The organism is Sporosarcina sp. UB5, assembly GCF_050859005.1.
In the GTDB taxonomy this organism is placed as follows: domain Bacteria; phylum Bacillota; class Bacilli; order Bacillales_A; family Planococcaceae; genus Sporosarcina.
In genome coordinates this window covers 508,425-528,288 of record NZ_CP125984.1, presented here as the reverse complement: position 1 = coordinate 528,288, position 19,864 = coordinate 508,425, and the positions used below count along the sequence as shown (strand labels likewise).

Annotated in this window: 17 protein-coding genes; 11 read left to right on the top strand and 6 right to left on the bottom strand. The window is 43.4% G+C overall.

The features are described from left to right. The first annotated feature begins 135 nt into the window (after positions 1-135). Both QM454_RS02830 and QM454_RS02825 read left to right on the top strand, forming a co-directional pair. A complete protein-coding gene (locus tag QM454_RS02830; RefSeq protein ID WP_432361313.1) occupies positions 136-1,053 on the top strand; it encodes a hydroxymethylglutaryl-CoA lyase in 918 nt (305 codons plus the stop codon). Positions 1,054-1,218: 165 nt separating this feature from the next. Then, positions 1,219-1,668: a DUF4362 domain-containing protein gene (locus tag QM454_RS02825; RefSeq protein WP_432361311.1), complete on the top strand. Its 450-nt coding sequence runs from the start codon at positions 1,219-1,221 to the stop codon at positions 1,666-1,668. A gap of 21 nt (positions 1,669-1,689) precedes the next feature. On the opposite strand, the gene QM454_RS02820 is transcribed toward QM454_RS02825, so the two are convergent. Further along, on the bottom strand, positions 1,690-2,832 hold the full coding sequence (locus QM454_RS02820) for a glycosyl hydrolase family 18 protein (protein ID WP_432361308.1): 1,143 nt from the start codon (positions 2,830-2,832) through the stop codon (positions 1,690-1,692). Positions 2,833-2,957: 125 nt separating this feature from the next. On the opposite strand from QM454_RS02820, the gene QM454_RS02815 reads away from it, so the two are divergent. Further along, positions 2,958-3,419: a hypothetical protein gene (locus QM454_RS02815; protein ID WP_432361305.1), complete on the top strand. Its 462-nt coding sequence runs from the start codon at positions 2,958-2,960 to the stop codon at positions 3,417-3,419. 128 nt (positions 3,420-3,547) lie between these two features. Here the strand turns inward: QM454_RS02815 and QM454_RS02810 are convergent, their stop codons facing one another. After that, positions 3,548-5,239 (bottom strand): methyl-accepting chemotaxis protein, encoded by a 1,692-nt coding sequence (locus QM454_RS02810; RefSeq protein WP_432361303.1) that lies wholly within the window; start codon positions 5,237-5,239, stop codon positions 3,548-3,550. A 256-nt stretch (positions 5,240-5,495) separates the two neighbouring features. Between QM454_RS02810 and QM454_RS02805 the strand changes: the two genes are divergently transcribed. The 8 genes from QM454_RS02805 to QM454_RS02770 all read left to right on the top strand — a co-directional run bounded on the left by QM454_RS02805 (position 5,496) and on the right by QM454_RS02770 (position 15,587). Then, the gene (locus QM454_RS02805) at positions 5,496-6,662 is read left to right on the top strand and encodes a PrpF domain-containing protein (protein ID WP_432361300.1); all 1,167 of its coding nucleotides are present in this window, start codon (positions 5,496-5,498) and stop codon (positions 6,660-6,662) included. Beyond that, positions 6,652-8,049: an MmgE/PrpD family protein gene (locus QM454_RS02800; RefSeq protein ID WP_432361297.1), complete on the top strand. Its 1,398-nt coding sequence runs from the start codon at positions 6,652-6,654 to the stop codon at positions 8,047-8,049. The genes QM454_RS02805 and QM454_RS02800 overlap by 11 nt, the downstream gene beginning before the upstream one ends. Beyond that, the gene (prpB, locus tag QM454_RS02795) at positions 8,046-8,939 is read left to right on the top strand and encodes a methylisocitrate lyase (RefSeq protein WP_432361294.1); all 894 of its coding nucleotides are present in this window, start codon (positions 8,046-8,048) and stop codon (positions 8,937-8,939) included. Before QM454_RS02800 ends, prpB begins: the two co-directional genes overlap by 4 nt. 15 nt (positions 8,940-8,954) lie before the next feature. Further along, a complete protein-coding gene (gene acnA / locus QM454_RS02790) occupies positions 8,955-11,654 on the top strand; it encodes an aconitate hydratase AcnA (RefSeq protein WP_432361291.1) in 2,700 nt (899 codons plus the stop codon). Between the two features lie 14 nt (positions 11,655-11,668). After that, the gene (locus QM454_RS02785) at positions 11,669-12,352 is read left to right on the top strand and encodes a GntR family transcriptional regulator (protein ID WP_432361288.1); all 684 of its coding nucleotides are present in this window, start codon (positions 11,669-11,671) and stop codon (positions 12,350-12,352) included. Positions 12,353-12,521: 169 nt separating this feature from the next. Further along, entirely contained in the window at positions 12,522-13,529 is a 1,008-nt protein-coding gene (locus tag QM454_RS02780; RefSeq protein ID WP_432361285.1) for a tripartite tricarboxylate transporter substrate binding protein, read from the top strand. A gap of 75 nt (positions 13,530-13,604) precedes the next feature. Continuing rightward, positions 13,605-14,066 (top strand): tripartite tricarboxylate transporter TctB family protein, encoded by a 462-nt coding sequence (locus QM454_RS02775; protein ID WP_432361282.1) that lies wholly within the window; start codon positions 13,605-13,607, stop codon positions 14,064-14,066. Positions 14,067-14,084: 18 nt separating this feature from the next. Continuing rightward, positions 14,085-15,587, top strand: coding sequence for a tripartite tricarboxylate transporter permease (locus tag QM454_RS02770; RefSeq protein WP_432361279.1), 1,503 nt, complete (start codon positions 14,085-14,087; stop codon positions 15,585-15,587). A 37-nt stretch (positions 15,588-15,624) separates the two neighbouring features. Here the strand turns inward: QM454_RS02770 and QM454_RS02765 are convergent, their stop codons facing one another. From QM454_RS02765 to QM454_RS02750, 4 genes are all read right to left on the bottom strand, one after another. Further along, positions 15,625-16,317, bottom strand: a complete 693-nt coding sequence (locus QM454_RS02765) for a response regulator (RefSeq protein ID WP_432361276.1) — start codon at positions 16,315-16,317, stop codon at positions 15,625-15,627. Further along, positions 16,314-17,930: an ATP-binding protein gene (locus QM454_RS02760; protein ID WP_432361273.1), complete on the bottom strand. Its 1,617-nt coding sequence runs from the start codon at positions 17,928-17,930 to the stop codon at positions 16,314-16,316. Before QM454_RS02760 ends, QM454_RS02765 begins: the two co-directional genes overlap by 4 nt. 148 nt (positions 17,931-18,078) lie before the next feature. After that, positions 18,079-18,483, bottom strand: a complete 405-nt coding sequence (locus QM454_RS02755) for a hypothetical protein (protein WP_432361270.1) — start codon at positions 18,481-18,483, stop codon at positions 18,079-18,081. Between the two features lie 109 nt (positions 18,484-18,592). Beyond that, positions 18,593-19,792, bottom strand: a complete 1,200-nt coding sequence (locus QM454_RS02750; protein WP_432361267.1) for an iron-containing alcohol dehydrogenase — start codon at positions 19,790-19,792, stop codon at positions 18,593-18,595. Positions 19,793-19,864 lie beyond the last annotated feature (72 nt).

Below are 19,864 nucleotides of genomic sequence, written 5' to 3'. Positions count from 1 at the left end.
ATATTTTGAGATAAATTAAATATGCTAATTTATTCAGATAATAGTATACTGTCTATAGCTACGAAGTATGGATGAACTATAAAAAGTCTATCAGATGAAGAGATGAACGTACTAAAAGGGAAAGGGGTTGTTTAAATGGAAGGTGTAACAATTATAGATGTCAGCCCCCGCGACGGTTTGCAAAATGAACCGAAGTTAGTAACTGTGGAGCAGAAGTTGCAACTTGTTAATAAACTACTTGCTGCCGGGGTCCACAAAGTTGAAGTGACATCTTTCGTCCATCCGTTGAAAGTGCCTCAAATGGCGGATGCAAACGAACTGCTTCAAGCCCTTTCTGACAAAGAGGATCTTGAAGCGATTGCATTAATACCTAATCTGAAAGGGTATGAACGAGCAAGGGAGCATCGGTTGGCAGAAGTGAATTGGGTCAGCGCTGCGACTGAAACGTTTAACGAAAAGAACATCGGAATGACAATTGAAGAAAACATGTCCCAGTTCCTAAACGTGTTAGCGGAAGCGAAAAAAGACGGCGTGAAGACAAGTTTTACAATTGCTGTCTGTTTCGGTTGCCCGTACGAAGGAGAGGTCGACGAAGAGAACGTGCTACAAATCGTCCGGCGCGTTAAAGAAGCCGGCGTCGATCGAATTGGAATTGCCGATACGATTGGTATTGCAACGCCAGATCATGTTGAACGTTTGATGACTAAAGTGCTCGCCATTGCTGGTGACACTCCAGTCGCCATCCATTTACATGACACGCGCGGCCTCGGATTAACGAATGCATATGTTGCTTACAAAGCAGGTGTGCGGATTTTTGAAACGTCCGCAAGCGGTATTGGCGGCTGTCCATTTGCGCCAGGCGCTGCGGGCAATTTGGCAACAGAGGATCTCGTTTATTTATTCGAGAGAATGAACATTTCAACAGGGGTCGACCTTACAAAACTGTTAGGTGCCGCTGATTATGCGGCAAGTTTGTCAACAAAAAATCCACTTGGACGAATCCGACACGTGGAAAAACAAAGGGAACAGGGGAATGTGTGCTCATCGCCCTGAGATTACAACAGTTTTGATTGGAGAAGCCCACGAGGAGAAGATAATTCCTACGTGGGCTTTTGCATCATCGCTTTTATCCTTGACTTCAGTAAAAAAATTGCATGTCGCCATAAGGAGCTTAGTTGACGCATATAGTGAAGGCGAAGCACTTATTGGAGGGATCACATGCCAAAAAAGTTGAAATTCCTTTTGTTACTTGGATTATGCTTAGTAGCCGCTTGTTCGTATGATAGTGAAAAAGCAGTGAAAAATGGCGATGTTATCAATATGAATGGCCCCATTTTTAATTTTGACCGGTTTGAACGATTTTTAGAAAGTGTTGAATTAGAAGATGCAGCATCTGTTCGGATTACTAATTACACGCTCGAAGGAAATCCAACATTGTACAATGTAACGTTCGATGGATCTGTATTCGGTTTGGAAATCGACCGGACAAAAAATAAGGAGCGGGGAGACAACCCTACTAAAGAGAACATGTCCTGTACTGAGCTGGTGAAGGAGGAGGGGCAACAATTACTCATCTATACATTGGAAGGGTGTCAGCAAGGTTCCACTGTCGATAGCTTCACCTTGCTAAACATTATGAAAGAGCAGTTAGATGACCACGAGCATTAGGTGTTACGTGGACTTTTCGATTTACACTCTTTTCCGTATCGTGAAATTGTCTTCGAGCAATAGCCAATTTTGCGGGTATGGATAGCCGAGTACCCAGTAACTGATGCCTCGAAGATTATACTCTTTTACGACGTCAAACTTTGCTTGTGCGCTACGGGCATCTTCGAACCAAACTTCATGGGTGCGCCCTTGGTCATCGACGTAACGGAAAAATGGAGATTGGGCGACTGGGTCATATTGAATGGCTACTTGATGTTGAATCGCCCGTCGGACCGCTTCCTGTTGGCTAAATGTTTCAGCTTCCGATCCTTGAACAAAAGGCAGAACCCAGTCACGTGCATAAATTTGAAAGCCGAAAAAAATCTTGTCTCTCGGGATGACCGTAACAGCATAATCGAGAACCTTTTTTATCTCATCGAGAGGTGAAATCGCTTGAGCAGGTCCTTTTCGATATCCCCATTCGTATGTCATCAACACAACAAAATCGACGATTCGACCGTGCGCTTCGTAGTCATGCGCTTCAACGAGCAATCCTTTTTGATCACTACTCGTTTTAGGTGCAAGTGCGGATGATACGAAATATCCTTGTGGATGCAACCGGTCGACCGCAAGTTGCAAAAATTGATTGTAATTCTCTCGGTCACGGGGATACACATTTTCGAAATCGATATTTAACCCTTTATACCCTTTTTCTTTCATAACGGCGAGTACATTCGTAATGACCTTTTCCTGAAGTTCTTTACTTGAAAGAATCGTATTGGCAAGGTCCGATCCGGCTTCTGTCGCACTAAAGTTTGTTATCGCCAACACGGGTACGATTCGTTCAGCTGCAGCGGATTTAAGCATTTCCGTGTCATCGAGAGTCGTTAAACTACCATCTTCTTTCACGCTATACACAAACGGCATCCAATACGTTAAGTACCGGCCGACTTCTTGAATTTCCCTCGCACCTGTTTCTCCAGTATTAATTGTATAGGCGTTCACATCAATGACCGGCTTTGGAGCGGTTGATCGGGAAACGGTCGGAATGACGAGAGCTTGACCAACTACTAATGCATTCGGGTTTTCCAATTGGTTCGCTACTACAATCTGATTCGTTGTAACGCCGTATCCATTGGCGATTGTCCACAAAGTATTTCCCTGTCGAACGACATGAATTTGCAATCTACTTCTCTCCTTACTCTTCATCTCCTGTATCGTATTCGAATAGGAATTGGGGTGTTATCACATCCGGAGAATTACAATCCCAATTTTATTACGTTACTTCTACCGTGAAAGGAGTGATATTGATGAAAAACAAATTATTTATCTTATTACTAGCCGTTATTCTAAGTGCTTGTGGGCAACAAAATGGTGAAAATGGTGAAACCACCTTTAAACAACCACCCGACCTTATAGTTATTTCTAACGGTAATGAGGTTGATGCCGTATTAGGAACTTATAGTTGGACTTATGATAATGGAGATGGCTCCTTCACAGGTATTGAGGCAGATTCTTTTGGGCCAACAGAAATAGTGAAACATCAATCGAATCCTATAAAAACAAAATTAGGGTCGGAAGTTGTCTTAGATTTTGGAAGAATTCCTAATGAAATAAGGGTAAGGATTTGGGACAATAACGAGGTGTTAAGAGAAGTAGAAGTAGAGGACAATACTTTTACAACAGATGAACAAGGTACTATTGTGTATGAGGTATATGCTACTTGGGAACAAGGTTCTGCTCATTATTCTGTTGAACTAAATGTTGAATAAGCGTCTTATTCAATTATTGAGTGCTTCGGTAAAATAAGGCATTAAAAAACTGCACCTCCTATTGTGTCTAACAATTGGGGTGCAGTTCAATTACTTATTCGTTTTTATCGTTATAGGAAACGATTCCCTCAAACTTTAAATCTTCGAATATGGCCATTTAAGTCTTCAGCCAATTGGGCGAGTTGGGCAGAGCTTCCTGCCACTTCTTCCATTGAACTGCTCGTCTGCTGGACGGAAGCGGATGTCTGCTCTACACCTGCAGCCGATTGCTCTGAAATAGCTGCTATTTCTTGGACGGAGCCACTCATCTCTTCGCTGTTCGCCGCAATGTCCGCTAGATTTTCAGAAACGGTTGAAATATGGCCTGCGACTTCGATAATTGCTTCTCTTATTTCAGTGAACGTTTTTCCTGTTTCCTGCAATTGTTCCGTTCCTTTTTCCACTTCTACATATCCATCTTGTAAGGACGTCGCGACAATGCTCGACTCTCTTTGGATTGTATTGACGATTCTCGTTATATCGGTAATGGAAATGGACACTTGTTCTGCAAGTTTCTTCACTTCCTCGGCAACGACCGCGAAGCCTTTGCCATGTTCGCCAGCGCGTGCCGCTTCGATTGCCGCATTTAGCGCTAACAAATTCGTTTGGTCTGCAATTTCCTGGATGACATCGACTAGTTTAGAGATTTCTTGTGATTGTGCATCCAATCCTTGAATTTTTTCGACAGCATCATGCACAATATCGTCAATTCTGCTCATCTGGTCTGTAGACGTAGTCATTAACTGACTCCCTACATTCGTCATTTCAAGAACACCTTGCGACGCTTGCTGAATGGCCTCCCCTTTATGGTTTGCCTCATCCAATTTCATAGTAAACGACTCCATCGCAGATGCAAGTTCTGAAGCGCTCTTCGCTTCGCCGTCAATACCGGATGCTAACTCTTGCATCGTCACAGCAATTTGTTCAGCCGCTGCATTCACTTCGCTTGCTGACTGAGTCAATTCCTCGCTTTGCGCGGTTACAGATTCAGATACATTACTAATTTGGTTCAATAATTCCCGTGTATGGTTTGACATTTCATTCGTCGCAACAATGAGTTGCCCCAATTCATCCCGGGAATGAATCGCTAAAGGCTTTCCACTTAGATCTCCATCGGCAATAAGCTTCATTCGATTCATTACTCGAACGAGTGGTTTCGTAATCATATTGGAAGTAACCAATGCTGCCACAATACTACCAATTAAGACGAGAGACGTAACAATAATACTAAATGTAAACATGCTGTTCCCGCTTGCGATAATATCCTGCCCTTTAGAAATTGTATTTTCTTCCCGTATCGTGGCGGCGTTTTCATACGCGATACGTAGTTCTGCTCCGAGACTTTCTAGTTCCCGTAAATTTTGACGAGCCTTCCCGATATTCCCCTTATCGTACTCACCAAATACTTTGCTTTCTACATCTTTGCGCCAATTTACTGTGTCCTCAAGCAACTGGCGGAACTCTTCATTCGTTCCGATTGCCTGTGTCATATTTTGGAGTTCTTCGCTCGCTTCCGAGTATTCATTGAAATAATCTTTGTACATCGGGTCACCAAACAATACATATGCACGCGTCACTCCGACACGGTTTGCCATTAACGTCGCCAACTGCTGATCAACGGATAATAAATGAACATCTTGGTTCACTAATGTATCTGTCGTACTGTTAATTCTCTTAATCGATATGGAATTATAAATACCTAATCCCATCGTTAATAAAATAACGATTGAAAATGCCACTAGTAATTTGCTTCGAATACTTTTAAAGCCAGTTTGCTTCATAGTAATGCTCCTCTTCTCTTGTAAAATTCACTAGTTACAAAGTTTGCCTATCCAATTTATGTTATATAAGTAATTTGACCTAACCGTATGTTATATCGGTTCGGTATTTGTTTTTATTAGAGGGGAAATAAAGAATATATCTTCTGTTAATTTCGCCTACTGTAAGCATGAATCGACGGAATATTATTTGCATTCATTTTATTAACTTGTATCTATTCGTATATTTGTATACAATTATACAAAAGGGGGTGGTGATGTGTCACAATTTGCTATACCGTGTACGGTTTATCGGGGTGGAACGAGCAGGGGACTGTTTTTTCATGAAAAGGATTTGCCGAAAAATAGGCAGGAACGGGAATGGATCTTCATGCAAAGTATCGATGCTTATAATCCTTCCCAAGTGAATGGGCTTGGAAGTGGAACGTCGCATACGAGCAAAGTAGTCGTTATTGGGCCACCTTCCATAGAAGGGGCAGATATCGATTATACGTTTTATCAGATTGGAATTGCGGAAGAGATTGTCGATTCGGAAGGGACTTGTGGGAATTTGATGGGTGCGGTTGGTCCCTTTGCGGTGGATGAAGGATTAGTTAACGTGCCGGATGGTGCTGAATCGATCATCGTTCGTGCCTTTAATACGAATATCGGGAAAGTAATTCGTTTACAAGTGCCAGTGAATGGTTCGAGTGCAAAGGTAATGGGAGATCATGAGATGCCAGGTTTGAAGAGTTCTGGGGCTAAGATTATCGTAGATATTCTTGCACCGGGTGGTGGGAAAACCGGGAAAACATTGCCTTGTGGAACGGTGACTGACCTAAGTGTGGGAGGAAAAACGTATGTAGCCTCTCTCATTGATCTTGTTAATCCTTTTATTTACATTGAAGCCGGCTCTTTAGGAGTCGAAGGAAAACAATTATTTGATGACTTATCAGTACGTACGAATTTATTGGAAATGCTCGAAACAGTTCGGAGGGAAGGCTCCTATCGAATGGGGTTAACACGAACTTCTGCAGAGAATGAGATATCAAAAGCAATCCCGAAGATTGCAATCGTATGTTCGCCGATCGATTATGTCACGACTTCAGGAGTAACCATTCGAAGTGAGCAGGTCGACATCGTAGCAAAGATGGTATCCATGAACCGATTTCATCGGACCTTTGCGGGAAGCGGTTTGTACAACTTAGCTGCAGCAACGCTTCTTTCAGGAACAGTTCCAAATCGTTGTTCCGGAATGTCCAATTCCAGTGAAGAAAGGATTATCCGGATTGGACATCCTGATGGAGTTGCGGAAGTTAGAGTCAGGCTGACGCCGGATATACAGGACGTCGAATCTATCGGTCTTGATCGTACAGCAAGAAGGATAATGAGCGGGGATCTTTTCATTCCCGAAATTCAAATTGGGGGTAATTTCGATGACAGATAAAATTACAAATACGTTAGCATCGTTTGCTAATCGAATCACATATGAAACATTGTCGGAAGATGTTATTAATGAAGTGAAGCGCCGGGTAATCGACACGTTTGCGTGTCTCATTTCAGGCTATCAATACGATGCATCTACGGCTGCGAGGAAATTGGCTTCTCGATATGAAAAGGAGAAAGGCGCAACGGTAATTGGAACTACTGAAAAAGTGGCCGTCGATTATGCGACATTTGCCAATGGAACGGCTGTCCGCTATTTGGATTATAACGACACGTATTTATCTGTCGAGCCGTTACATCCGAGCGACGTCATCGCACCTTTGCTTGCGCTTGCAGAGGAGAGAGGACTATCAGGGAAAAAGTTAATTACTGCAATTGCTGTTGCTTATGAAGTCGGGGTTAATTTTTGTGATAGCGCAAGCTTAAAGTCGAATGGGTGGGACCACGTCAATTATATTACGTTGGCTACAGCAGTCGGAGGAGCAAATCTGCTAGGGTTCAATGAAGAACAGACGGAACAAGCGATCTCACTCGCAATTGTGCCACATGCAGCGATGAGGCAAACGCGCAATGGTGAAATTTCGATGTGGAAGGCTGCTGCAGCAGCGAATGCGGCACGGAATGCTGTGTTTGCTTTGCAACTTGCAGAGTGTGGAATGAAGGGGCCGTACGAACCAATCGTCGGAACGATGGGCGTAAATTACCAAATGCTAAATAGAAAGTTGGATGTAGATGCAGTTGCTGCAAAGTTCCAAGAGATTACAAGCCCGGAAGCTATTTTAAAAACATACGTAAAAAATTGGGCGGTCGAATATATGACGCAAAGTGCTATCGAGGCCGCGTTACTTCTGCACAAGCAAATTGATTCGCTAGATGAAATCGAGTCAATCCATATTGAGACATTTCAAATGGCGTTCGATATCCTTGCGAAGGACGAACAAAAATGGGCTCCTGAAACACGTGAAACTGCAGATCATTCATTGCCGTTCATCGTCATGGCTGCTTTGGAAGATGGAGAAATCACTATCGATACGTTCGCTGAACAACGCTTGCGTACAGAGTCGACGCTTCAACGTATTAAGTCCCTCATGACGATCGAAGTGACAGAAGAAATGAATGCTGGTTATCCGGACGGAAATCCGAATCGAATTACAGTTACATTGAAAGATGGCAGAACGCTACGAGAAATAGTTAAACATCCAGCGGGACATAGCGGAAATCCATTTACGGATGAACAGATAAATGAAAAGTTTTATCGACTAACCGATAGCTTCTTAGACGCTAGTGAACGTGAAATAGGAATAGCATTATTACGTAAGTTAGATGAAATCGAGGATTATTCCGAGTTAATGAAGTGCTTTGTAGTGAAAACGGAGGTTTTTGCATGAGTTGGTTAGTACGGAATGTTGGCGTACATCCTGCCATTGAAATGAGGGAGCTACTAAAAGGTGACGGGATTTTGCAGTTGCCGGGATCCCATGATGCCATGGCCGCTTTATTGGCAAAAGAACAAGGTTTCAACGCCCTCTATTTATCTGGCGCAGCATTTTCCGCCAGTTTAGGGATGCCGGATCTTGGACTGTTCACTGTAACGGAGCTCGCTGGAAGAGCAAAGGAAATTATACGCGCGACGGGAATGCCATTGCTCGTCGATATTGATACGGGATTTGGCAGTGTCTTAAACGTGACGCGGACGGTACGTGAATTAGCAGAGGTCGGCGTTGCCGCGATTCAAATTGAAGATCAAGATCTTCCGAAAAAATGCGGACATCTAAATGGAAAGAAACTAGTTTCCCCAATGACGATGGTTGAAAAAATTACAGCTGCAAGAAAAGCCGATGCCAATATGGTCATTGTCGCTCGCACAGACGCGAAGAGCGTTGAAGGGATGGATGCTGCAATTGAACGAGCGAAGACATATTTGGCCGCGGGTGCGGATGTGATTTTTCCGGAAGCACTTCAGACAGAGGAGGAATTTAGAAGGTTTGCTGAAGAAGTGGATGCTCCTTTGCTCGCTAATATGACCGAGTTCGGCAAAACTCCTTATTATTCAGCGGATCAGTTCGAGGAATGGGGATATAAGATCGTTATTTATCCGGTCACTTCTTTAAGAATCGCGGCAAAGGCGATTCAAGATGTTTATCGCTTAATTCGTGAGACGGGTTCCCAAAAGGATGCTTTAGATCAGATGCAAACACGGAAGGAACTGTATGAGACAATTAACTATTTTGAGTATGAAGAGCTGGATAAATCGATTGCCAAGACGATCCTGGATTGAGGGGGAAGGATGATGATGGACACCGCGAAATTCAAAAAGAAATTGGAATCCACACTCGAGTTGGGCGAAAAAACGTATACGTATTACAGCATCGCCAAATTGAATAGTCTCGGTTTTGAATGTCCGAGCCGTTTGCCATATTCGATTAAAGCTTTACTCGAAAGTGCCATTCGCCAATTCGACGGTACGCATATAACGGGAGAGCATATTAAAACATTGTTGGAATGGAAGGAATCCCAATTTACGGATAAAGAAATCCCTTTCAAGCCTGCAAGAGTTCTTCTTCAAGACTTTACCGGAGTACCTGCAATTGTCGATTTGGCAGCTATGCGAAGCGCAGTTGAGGAAAAAGGGGGAGATTTTTCGGCAATTAACCCTCAAATTCCTGTAGATCTCGTTATCGATCATTCGATCATTATGGATTCGACAGGAAGTAAAGACTCTTTTCAAATGAATTTACGTCGTGAATACGAGCGGAACGGAGAACGGTACCAATTTGTGAAGTGGGCGCAACAAGCATTCAATCGGTTTACCGTCATCCCACCAGCATCGGGTATCGTCCATCAAGTAAATATGGAATTCCTAGCAACCGGCGTTCAAACTGAGCGGACGGAAGGGGCAGCGACCATCTTTTTAGATACATTGGTCGGAACAGATTCACATACGACGATGATCAATGGCCTCGGCATTATCGGTTGGGGAGTTGGCGGAATTGAAGCGGAGGCCGCGATGCTTGGCCAACCAATCTATTTGAATGTACCGCAAGTTGTTGGTGTGAAATTGACAGGTTCCTTGCGAGAGGGAGTGACCGCAACCGATTTCGCGTTAACTGTAACGAACTTACTTCGCACCCATCAAGTTGTCGGGAAGATTGTTGAATTTACTGGTCCCGCTCTTACGTCAATCCCGCTTGCTGACCGCGCTACGATCGCCAATATGGCACCTGAATATGGTGCGACGATGGCTTTTTTTCCTGCGGACACGGTCACTTTTGACTATTTAAAGAACACGGGCAGAAAGGAATATGCTCTTCTTGCGGAAGCTTATTATGCTTCCCAAGGGCTTCTTAGAAATGATCAATCACCGCAACCTCATTTCACGGAAGTAATTGAATTAGATCTATCGTCAATCCATCCAAGTTTGGCAGGTCCGAAAAGGCCGCAAGATTTAGTTGAGCTTGGTGGATTGAAGCGGAATTTCGAAAATGCAATTTGTCTGCCTGTAGAATCGTTTGGATACGGACAGCCTGCAGATGAGATTGAAAAGACGGTTGAATTACAAGATGGGACGAAATTGAAGACGGGCTCAGTAGTGCTTGCCGCAATTACGAGCTGTACGAACACGTCAAACCCATCGGTCATGGTTGCGGCGGGACTAGTCGCGAAGCGGGCTGTTGAGCTAGGGCTGAAAGTTCCCGATTTTGTTAAGAGAAGTTTGACCCCGGGTTCTACAGTAGTGACGGAATACTTGAAGCGGTCAGGCTTACTCACGTATTTGGAAACGCTTGGCTTCTATGTTGACGGATACGGTTGTGCGGTTTGTTGTGGAAATACAGGGCCGTTACGTCCAGATATTGAATCGGCGATAAAAGACAATGATTTAATCGCTTCCTCTGTTTTGAGTGGCAACCGGAATTTCGAAGGTCGCGTTCATCCGCTCATTAAAGCAAACTATTTGGCGTCTCCTCCGATGGTAATCGCTTTCGCATTGGCAGGTTCAGTCCGGGTTGATTTGACGAAGGATCCGGTCGGAAAAGATGTAGCTGGCAATCCGGTCTATTTACATGACTTATGGCCATCCTCCGACGTTATTGAAGAAATCGTGAATACTGTGTTGAATGAAAGTCTTTTCGAGGATCAATATCGGAACATTTTTCATCATGAAGATTGGGCTGCGATTCGCTCACAAGCAGGTCCTGTCTATGAATGGGATGAAGCGTCGACCTATATTCAACAATCCCCCTTCTTCCAAATATCGGAGTCGAGTGATCGTCAATTAACTGGGCAGATGCGGGCGTTGCTCCTACTCGGTGATTCTATTACGACCGATCATATATCTCCAGTTGGGTCAATCGGAATTTCCACGCCAGCTGGTCGGTATTTAAAGGAACAAGGTGTTGCTCCTAGAGATTTCAATTCATACGGTGCTCGGCGCGGCAACCATCACGTCATGGTGCGAGGCACATTCGCAAATGTTAGGCTTCGCAATCAGCTGGCGGATGGCCGGGAAGGAGGATACACAAAATTTCTTCCATCTGGAGAGATTATGTCGGTTTACGAAGCGGCAATGAACTATAAGGAAATGAGTACGCCTCTCCTCGTCATAGCGGGAAAGGAATATGGAACTGGAAGTTCACGGGACTGGGCTGCAAAAGGTACAGCATTGCTCGGTGTGAAAGTCGTACTGGCGGAAAGCTTCGAACGAATTCATCGTAGCAACTTAGTCGGAATGGGTGTACTTCCCCTTCAGTTTTTAAAAGGGCAAGGAGCTAAAAGTTTTGGATTAACTGGACATGAGCAATTCAAAGTGATTGGAGATCCGTCCACTTGGAAACCAAAACAATTGGTCGACATCGCTATATATAATGAAGGAAAGCAAGTTTCAACAATCCAGGCAATAGTGAGATTGGACAGTAGAGTCGAAATGGACTACTTTAAGAATGGTGGCATTTTGCCTACAGTGATGAAAACATTTTTAGCTCTGGCGGAACAATGAAAGGATTTGTGGATATGAATAGGATGACAAACGACAAGCGGATGTCTTCCAGTGATATTGCCTATGAGGAAATAAAGCGCAGAATTATCGAATGGGATTATGTTCCTGAGCAGCAATTAGTTGAAGAAGAACTGTCCAATGATATTAAAGTAAGTAGAACGCCCCTTCGGCAAGCTCTTTACCGGCTTGAATTAGAAGGGCTTATCGATAAGATGCCGAATGGTCGTATGCGCGTTGCCCCGATTTCATTAAACGAAGCGGAAGAAATCTATAAGGTGCGAGAAGTGCTAGAAGGGCTCTTGGCACGTGATGCTACGGAAAATATGTGCAAAGAGGTCTTGCATCAATTGGAGGATATTCTTCTACTTATGAAGCTTGCTGCGGAGCAGGGACGTAAAGAACATACAGTGAAGTATGGTAGTGAATTCCACGCGGTCCTTTACTCATTAAGCGGCAATGAAACTGCTAAGCGGTTCTTGCAACAAGTAGATAGCCTTATTGAAAGATATCGGAGGTTAGGTGGGTACAAGAATCCAACGTACATACCTTCCATTCCCGTTCAAGAACATGAAATTATATTGGATCTCATCCGGGCAGGTGACGGGATTGGCGTGGAAAATGAGATGCGGGAACATATTAAAAGGAATTTAGAAGTAACGAAAAATACGTTGCAGTTTTATTTAACAGAAGAAAACTAAGCGATTACGAAAGCAGGTGGAGTTTCTAACTCTTCCTGTTTTTTTATATGCGTGAACATTATGAACAAAATGTATTCAATGAACAATAAACTCATTATATTCAAAATCTTTTAAAGTGAAAGCGCTTTACTATAATGGAAGAGAACCAAAATTACTAGGGGGGAACAAAATGAAAATAAGGACAAAGTCATTACTAGTGGGGGCTATTTTGGCTCTTTCATCGATTATGGCAGCATGTAGTAGCGATGATAAGGCCAGTTCCGCTTCGGGCGAATGGAAGCCATCCAAACCTATTGAATTCATCGTACCAGCCGGAGCTGGAGGCGGATGGGATACAACAGCACGAGCGACAGCTAAAGTGTTAGAAGAGCAGAAGATCGTCAACCAACGATTTGCCGCTGTAAATAAACCGGGTGGCGGAGGGGCTATCGGATGGGCGTATGTGAATGACAAAAAAACTGACGACCATCTCTTATTCCCAACATCACCACCAATTATGTTCGTTCCTTTGAATGGCCAATCCGATTTGGGGCATAAAGACTTCACGCCAATTGCAGCGCTTACTGCGGATTACGCTGCATTTATCGTAAAAGCGGATTCACCATTCCAAAATATGAATGATCTTGTAGATGCAATGAAAAAAGATCCATCTTCTATCTCAGTTGTCGGTGACTCTGCGCCAGGAAGTATGGACCATATGCAGTTCATCAAAGCTGTCAGTGCTGCAGGAGTCGATGCTAAGACGGTTAAATACGTTTCCGCCCAGGATGGAGCAGGAATGACGATGCTTCTTGGCGGGCAAGTTGAAGTTTACTCAACTGGGGTAGGAGAAGCGGTTGAGCAAGTGAGAGCTGGTAATGTGAGGGTGTTAGGTGTTACGTCTGAGGAAAGACTTGAAGGTGAAGTGCTTTCTGACTTCCCGACGTTGAAAGAACAAGGGATTGACGACACATTCGTCGTTTGGAGAGGAATTATGGGGCCTAAAGAGATGAGCCCTGAAGCTGCAAAATTCTATGAGAACGCATTGAAAGAAATGGTTGAAACGGATGCATGGAAAGAGGAGCTCGACCGATACGGCTGGTTGTCGAATTGGATGGGTAGTGAGGAGTTCAGCAAATTCCTTGATGAGGAATACGATAAGATGGAAGCGTTAATGAAAGAAATCGGCTTAAGGTAATAATTTATTAGAAGGTTGGATGGCTATTTTGACACCATCCTCCTTCTCCTTTAAAAGCTTGAAAGAGGTGTGACAATGTCCTTACATACAATGGATCGTAAAGTGTCCGTAGTCCTTATGGCAATCTCTATTATCTATTTGTTATTGGCTTTTCAGCTACCTGACTATCCGTATTCACAGGTGGATTCGGATGTTTTGCCGAAAGGTTTAGGGTTCTTGCTGTTCGGTTTAGCAATCCTTTTATTCATTCAAAATCGACCGGAAACAGAGGAGGAAAAGCAGAAGAGAAATATTAAGAAAGAGGACGTCATCCTTTTACTAGTGACACTAGGCGCGTTATTACTCTATGTATTCTTTCTTGAAATCATTGGATTCGTCTTATCAACAGTAATTTTCTTAGTGTTGACGATGAGAATGTATGGTTATATGAATTTGAAACGGAATATTATCGTGTCAGTTATCTTTACATTATTATTATATTTTGCTTTCAACTATTTACTCAAAATCTATTTGCCGCAAGGAATTTTACCCTTTTAAAGGAGGGCGTTTAGCATAATGGATACATTACAAAGTGTTCTTTACGGTTTTGAAGTAGCCCTCACCTGGCAAAACATTATGTTCGTGTTCATTGGGGTTTTAGCGGGGACAGTTATTGGTATGCTACCGGGTTTAGGACCTATTAGTGCTATTGCTGTAATGATCCCGTTAAGTTACGGGATGCATCCTGCTTCGGCGTTAATCCTAATGGCAGGGGTTTACTACGGAGCGATTTTTGGTGGGTCGACATCTTCCGTTCTATTAAATGCTCCGGGAGTAGCATCTACAGTCGCGACAACGTTTGACGGTTATCCGATGGCGCAGCAAGGGAAAGCAGGAAAGGCACTGGCGATCGCGGCCGTTGCATCTTTTATCGGGGGAACGTTTGCGACAGTTGGTCTCATGTTAGTAGCCCCGCAATTGTCAAAAGTTGCATTGACGTTCGGGCCTGCTGAATATTTTGCCCTCATGTTACTTGGATTGACGGCGATTTCTTCTTTGTCCGACGGGTCAACGGTTAAAGCGTTTATATCCGCTTGTGCTGGTATTATGGTTGCGACGATTGGCATTGATAGCCAGACGGGTACGCAGCGTTTTACATTTGGTAATGTAAAGCTTTATGATGGAATTGACTTTCTCGTGATCGCTCTTGGGCTTTTTGCATTGGCAGAAGTGACGTCACTTATTATTTCCCGTAAGGAAAGCCTATTCAAAAGTGGAAGTAATATTGGTAGCTTACGAATTACAAAAACGGAAGCAAAGAAGATGGCAGTGCCAGTTGGAAGGCAATCCGTCTTTGGCTTTTTAATAGGTGTGTTGCCTGGAGCAGGCGCAACAATTGCATCATTCCTTGCCTATATTTCAGAGAAGAAGCTTTCGAAAGACCCTGAGTCATTTGGAAAAGGGAACATCGTAGGTGTCGCTGCTCCTGAGTCTGCAAACAACGCAGCGGCTGGCGGTTCCTTCGTACCATTGCTCACCCTTGGAATTCCAGGTTCCGGGACGACTGCAATTATGTTGGGAGCTTTATTAGTAGTTGGCGTTCAACCAGGTCCGATGTTACTGAGCGACCATCCTGATGTGTTTTGGGGAGTTATCGCCAGTATGTATATCGGGAATGTCATGTTGCTTATTTTAAATCTACCTTTAATTCCATACATTGCAAGAATCCTATATATACCAAAGGGCATGTTAATTTCTCTTATTCTCATTTTCTGCCTTGTCGGAGTGTATGGTGTCAGCTTCAATACATTTGATTTATATTTATTAATTATTTTCGGCGTCATCGGTTATGCTATGCGGCTTCTATCCTTTCCGGCAGCCCCATTCATTTTGGCGTTCATTCTTGGAGGCATGATGGAGACGTCGTACAGGCAGGCGATGACAATTTCAAGCGGTAATTTTATGATATTTTTAGAGCGTCCGATTTCGGCAGTATTAATTGGGATCGCAGCCTTATCTCTATTTGCACCCGTAATTATCGAGCGGATTTCGAAACGGAACACTATTGGGAAGGCATAAATACAATGGGAAGATGAATGCATTTGCTTTCGTCTTCTCAGCTTTTAGTTGTTTTATAGACACGTTCCGGCCTGCCGACTTGACCGTATGATAGTTCAGCAGTAATAATTCCATTCGATACCATATACTCCAAGTATCTACGAGCTGTCGTCCGGCTAATCCCAACATCTTTGCCTAGAACCTCGGCAGTGACTCCTTTGTTTTTGTACATAATAATCCTGTCTTGGATTTTTTCGAGGGTGAGAGGATCGATACCCTTCGGCATTTCAATTTCCGCCTTCGAGTCCTTCGAAATGCTGTTCAAAAGGGCGTCGACATTTTCCTGATTCACATCATCAGGAATGGATTTTAGTTTCTTCCAGTAATCAGCGTATTTCAGCAATGTCCGTTGGAACCGATCCAACATGACCGGCTTAATAATATAATCGATAACACCGCCCCTTATAGCCTCTTGCACGGTTTTCAGCTCTTTCGCTGCCGTGATCAGAATAATATCGGTGTTTTTATGATGGTTTCGAATATAACGTATCATTTCAATTCCGTTGCCATCTGGAAAATAGACATCTAATAGAACGAGGTCAGGCGTCGTTTCTAGCAATTTGGTTTTCCCCTCATGAATGGTCAAGGCGGTTCCGCACACTTCAAACCCTTCCATCGTTTCAATGAATTGTTTATTGATTTCAGCGACCCTGAAATCGTCTTCTATAATTAATACCCTAATTTGTTTCATGATGTTATCCCTTCCCCTTTTGGAATGACGATCATTACAGAGAGACCACCTAGCTTGCTTTCAGTCATTGTAAGGTAGCCATTCAGACTAGTAAGGGCACGCTGCACAAGATGAAGTCCATGTCCCCTATCAACACCTTCTTTTGTGCTGAACCCTTTTGTAAATAGAAGATCAATTTGTTCCGGATCTACCCCATTCCCCGAATCGTCAATTTCAAAAATATAATCATTACCTAAGTCGGTCATGAATAGATGGACCTCTTTCCGATGACGACCCGATTCTAAGACGGCTTCAAACGAATTATCCAATACATTCCCTAATATCGTTACAAGCTTATCTCGTTGAATATCATTAGGAATGTTTTGCAATGAGCTCTCTTTAGAGATGATAAAATCCACTTGCAGTTCATGTGCCCTTGAATATTTACCGAGCAAAATTGCACTAAGCAAAGGATCGTGGACAGATTCCGATAAGAAATGAATAAACTCTTGATAATCAATCGTTTCTTTTTGAATGATCTCCAATGCTTCTTGGTAAGACCCTAATTGAATTAAACCAGAAATGGTATAAAGCTTATTCGAATACTCATGCGTTTGAGCTCGCAATCCGTCCGCGTATTGCTGAATTTGTGATAGTTCCCTAGATAGTTGTTCAATATCTGTCCTCTTTCTGAAACTTGAAACGACCCCAATTACTTTGTCCGCGGATATGATTGGGACACGACTGGCGATAATTTCATTGTCACCAAACTTTAATTCTTCATTGTATTCACTAGTGCCCTTGTCCAAAATTTCTAGCATCATTGTATTAGGAAGCAAGTCTTTAATATGCGTATTTAAATGATTGTTACACGGTTCAATTCCTAATATATTGTAGGCAGCTTCGTTAATAGATGTAATATGCCCCTTGTCGTTGATGGCGATAATTCCTTCGTGTATCGATTGTAAGATTGCGCTTCTTTCCTTAAAGAGTAGGCCGATTTCGGCAGGTTCTAATCCGAAAATAGATTTTTTAACGTTTTTCGCGATGAAAAGTGAACCGATGATTGTAAAACATAGGACTAGAAAGATGAGAAAGAAAATCTTGTTTTCGTAAGCTTGAACAATTTCTTCGACCTCTACATTCAGAAAGCCAACCGACACGATGCCAATAATTTCTTGATTCTCATTTAATACCGGAGCTTTACCTCTAATCGACGGTCCTAATGTTCCTTCAGACTTGGAAATGTACGACATCCCGTAATGTAAAGCAAGGTCATTATCACCGCCCACCATTGTCTGCCCGACTTTGTCCACAGATGGGTGAGAGTACCGAATGCTATCCATATTACCAACAACGATAAACTGTGCGCCTGACTTCTTCCGTAATTCCTCCGCTAGTGGTTGTATCGTTTCTTCAGGTTGCTCAGCGTTAAACGCCTCTCGAATGGAAGGCATGGAAGCGACTGTTTCGGCAACACTTAATGCACGCTTGCCAATCTCTTCCTCTACTGAATCCGTTAGAATAGAAATGAAAAGAATTCCGAAAGAGAGGATAACTAAGCAGGAAAGCGTAAAGATAAGAAGAGTCAGCTTTGTTTTTAACGTAAGCGTTTTCAGGCCAGAAGTTTTCATTCTCAAAACCTCAGTGTTCTAAATATAATAGTAGACTGAGTATAACATATTTTCGAACTATATTGTTTGTGGAATTTTACAAAAAGTTAGCCAGAACAAAAAGAAGCCAAGTACGTTTAACTGGCTTCCTTTTTCTTTTTCAGCGATTTTACCAGCTTAGCTCCATTCGCATTGTACAGCATAGGTTCTGAGCATCCTTGTTATTGAAGTCGATTCTTATGCCGGAAGGTGTATAGTTGAGCGTGAACTTAATTGTAACACCAGTCGAGCGGACGAGCCGTTCGACCTCCTGTTGGTCTGACCGCTGTGCGGCGTCCATAAACCTACGGGCGAAGTCATTTGAACCATTCAATGTATCGATGAATCGATTTGCTTGATTCATCACTTCCTTAAACCGTTTCGCTGAATTATTAAATTTCCGTGTATCGACTGGCGGGTAAGCACTTTGTCCGTTTTGTAATGTGCGTGAGGGCATCGCTATATATGCCGGATGAACTGGTAAGAAAGCTTGTTGCCGGGAATAAAAACTATACGGATAAGATGAGTAATACATAGGCAACCTCCGTATTCCTTCGATGCCTCAGTATATGCCTATTACGGAAAACTCGTGTGTAGGACGGGCCTACGAATGAAAGGCAAAGTTCCCTTGAATGAACTTGTCATTAAGCACGAATCATTCGAAGTAGCTTCTCCATATCCTCGTTACGAAAAATCATTGGTACCGGATAAAGCGGATTTGCTTCTTGTGCCGCGCGTTTTGCCATGAGCGGGATGTCGCTGTCGAGAATGCAGTCCACTTTTGGCGGGATCTCCATCTTTTCATTCAAGTCCTTAATTGCTTGGATGAATTTCGTCGCCTTCACCGTGGTGGAGTCGGAAGGTTCGCAAACGCCAGCTGCTTCGGCTAGCTCCGCCAAAGGTTCATGTATACATGGGCCGTAAAAATCGAGGACATACGGTAAAATGACGGCATTGGCGAGTCCGTGTGGCACGTTGTAAAATCCGCTCAACGTATGGGCGATTGCATGGACATTGCCGACATAGGCGCGTGTGAATGCCTTTCCCGCGAGATAGGCGGCTTTTTGCATATTTGTGCGCGCGGCGATGTTTTCCCCGTTGGAATAAGCTTCGGAAAGGTTTTCAAAAATGAGCTTCACTGCATCGATGCTCCATTGTTTCGTCTGTTTCGTGTTGCTTTTGCCGATATATGCTTCGACAGCATGCGTAAGTGCGTCCATTCCAGTCGTTGATGTTATATGCTTCGGCAGTTTCACGGTGAGAAGTGGATCGAGCACCGCGAAATGAGGAATGAGAGCGGTGTCCATTAATGCGTATTTCTCATGCGTCTCCCTGTTGGAAACGACGCAGGCGAGTGTTGCTTCACTGCCAGTTCCAGCCGTTGTAGGCACCGCGAACAATGGCGGTATTTTTTTATTCACTTTTAAAATGCCTTTCATTTGCGGAATCGTCTTATTCGGCCTCGCCAAACGTGCACCGACCCCTTTCGCACAATCGATCGGCGACCCACCGCCGAACGCGATGATCCCTTGGCATTGGTTCGTTTTGTAGAGCTGCAACGCTTCCTCGATATGATCGATTGTTGGATTCGGTTCCGTTTTGTCGTAAATGATGAAATCGACTCTTTCGTTTCGCAATCCATTTAGGAGGACGTCCATGAGGCCTGTTGCGGTAATTCCCTTGTCCGTAACGATCAAAATCGTGTGAATGCCTTCGCGTTTAATTAACGTCGGCAACTTTGCTAAACTATTTTCTCCTTCGACTATTTTCGGTTCCCGCCACGGCAGGAAAAAGGAAGTCACTTTCATGACGCGCTGGAAGCTTCGGCAATACAATGTGTACATGCTACTCCTCCATTCTTAATGGATGTAATATTCTTACTATTATAATTTGAAATGACTGTAAAATGCTAGCAC

Excerpts from the sequence above, each read along its gene's own strand:
- QM454_RS02830 (WP_432361313.1), top strand. The coding sequence starts at position 136 with ATGGAAGGTGTAACAATTATAGATGTCAGCCCCCGCGACGGTTTGCAA.
- QM454_RS02825 (WP_432361311.1), top strand. The coding sequence starts at position 1,219 with ATGCCAAAAAAGTTGAAATTCCTTTTGTTACTTGGATTATGCTTAGTA.
- QM454_RS02815 (WP_432361305.1), top strand. The coding sequence starts at position 2,958 with ATGAAAAACAAATTATTTATCTTATTACTAGCCGTTATTCTAAGTGCT.
- QM454_RS02810 (WP_432361303.1), bottom strand. The coding sequence starts at position 5,239 with ATGAAGCAAACTGGCTTTAAAAGTATTCGAAGCAAATTACTAGTGGCA.
- QM454_RS02800 (WP_432361297.1), top strand. The coding sequence starts at position 6,652 with ATGACAGATAAAATTACAAATACGTTAGCATCGTTTGCTAATCGAATC.
- prpB (WP_432361294.1), top strand. The coding sequence starts at position 8,046 with ATGAGTTGGTTAGTACGGAATGTTGGCGTACATCCTGCCATTGAAATG.
- acnA (WP_432361291.1), top strand. The coding sequence starts at position 8,955 with ATGGACACCGCGAAATTCAAAAAGAAATTGGAATCCACACTCGAGTTG.
- QM454_RS02785 (WP_432361288.1), top strand. The coding sequence starts at position 11,669 with ATGAATAGGATGACAAACGACAAGCGGATGTCTTCCAGTGATATTGCC.
- QM454_RS02780 (WP_432361285.1), top strand. The coding sequence starts at position 12,522 with ATGAAAATAAGGACAAAGTCATTACTAGTGGGGGCTATTTTGGCTCTT.
- QM454_RS02775 (WP_432361282.1), top strand. The coding sequence starts at position 13,605 with ATGTCCTTACATACAATGGATCGTAAAGTGTCCGTAGTCCTTATGGCA.
- QM454_RS02770 (WP_432361279.1), top strand. The coding sequence starts at position 14,085 with ATGGATACATTACAAAGTGTTCTTTACGGTTTTGAAGTAGCCCTCACC.
- QM454_RS02765 (WP_432361276.1), bottom strand. The coding sequence starts at position 16,317 with ATGAAACAAATTAGGGTATTAATTATAGAAGACGATTTCAGGGTCGCT.
- QM454_RS02760 (WP_432361273.1), bottom strand. The coding sequence starts at position 17,930 with ATGAAAACTTCTGGCCTGAAAACGCTTACGTTAAAAACAAAGCTGACT.
- QM454_RS02755 (WP_432361270.1), bottom strand. The coding sequence starts at position 18,483 with ATGTATTACTCATCTTATCCGTATAGTTTTTATTCCCGGCAACAAGCT.
- QM454_RS02750 (WP_432361267.1), bottom strand. The coding sequence starts at position 19,792 with ATGTACACATTGTATTGCCGAAGCTTCCAGCGCGTCATGAAAGTGACT.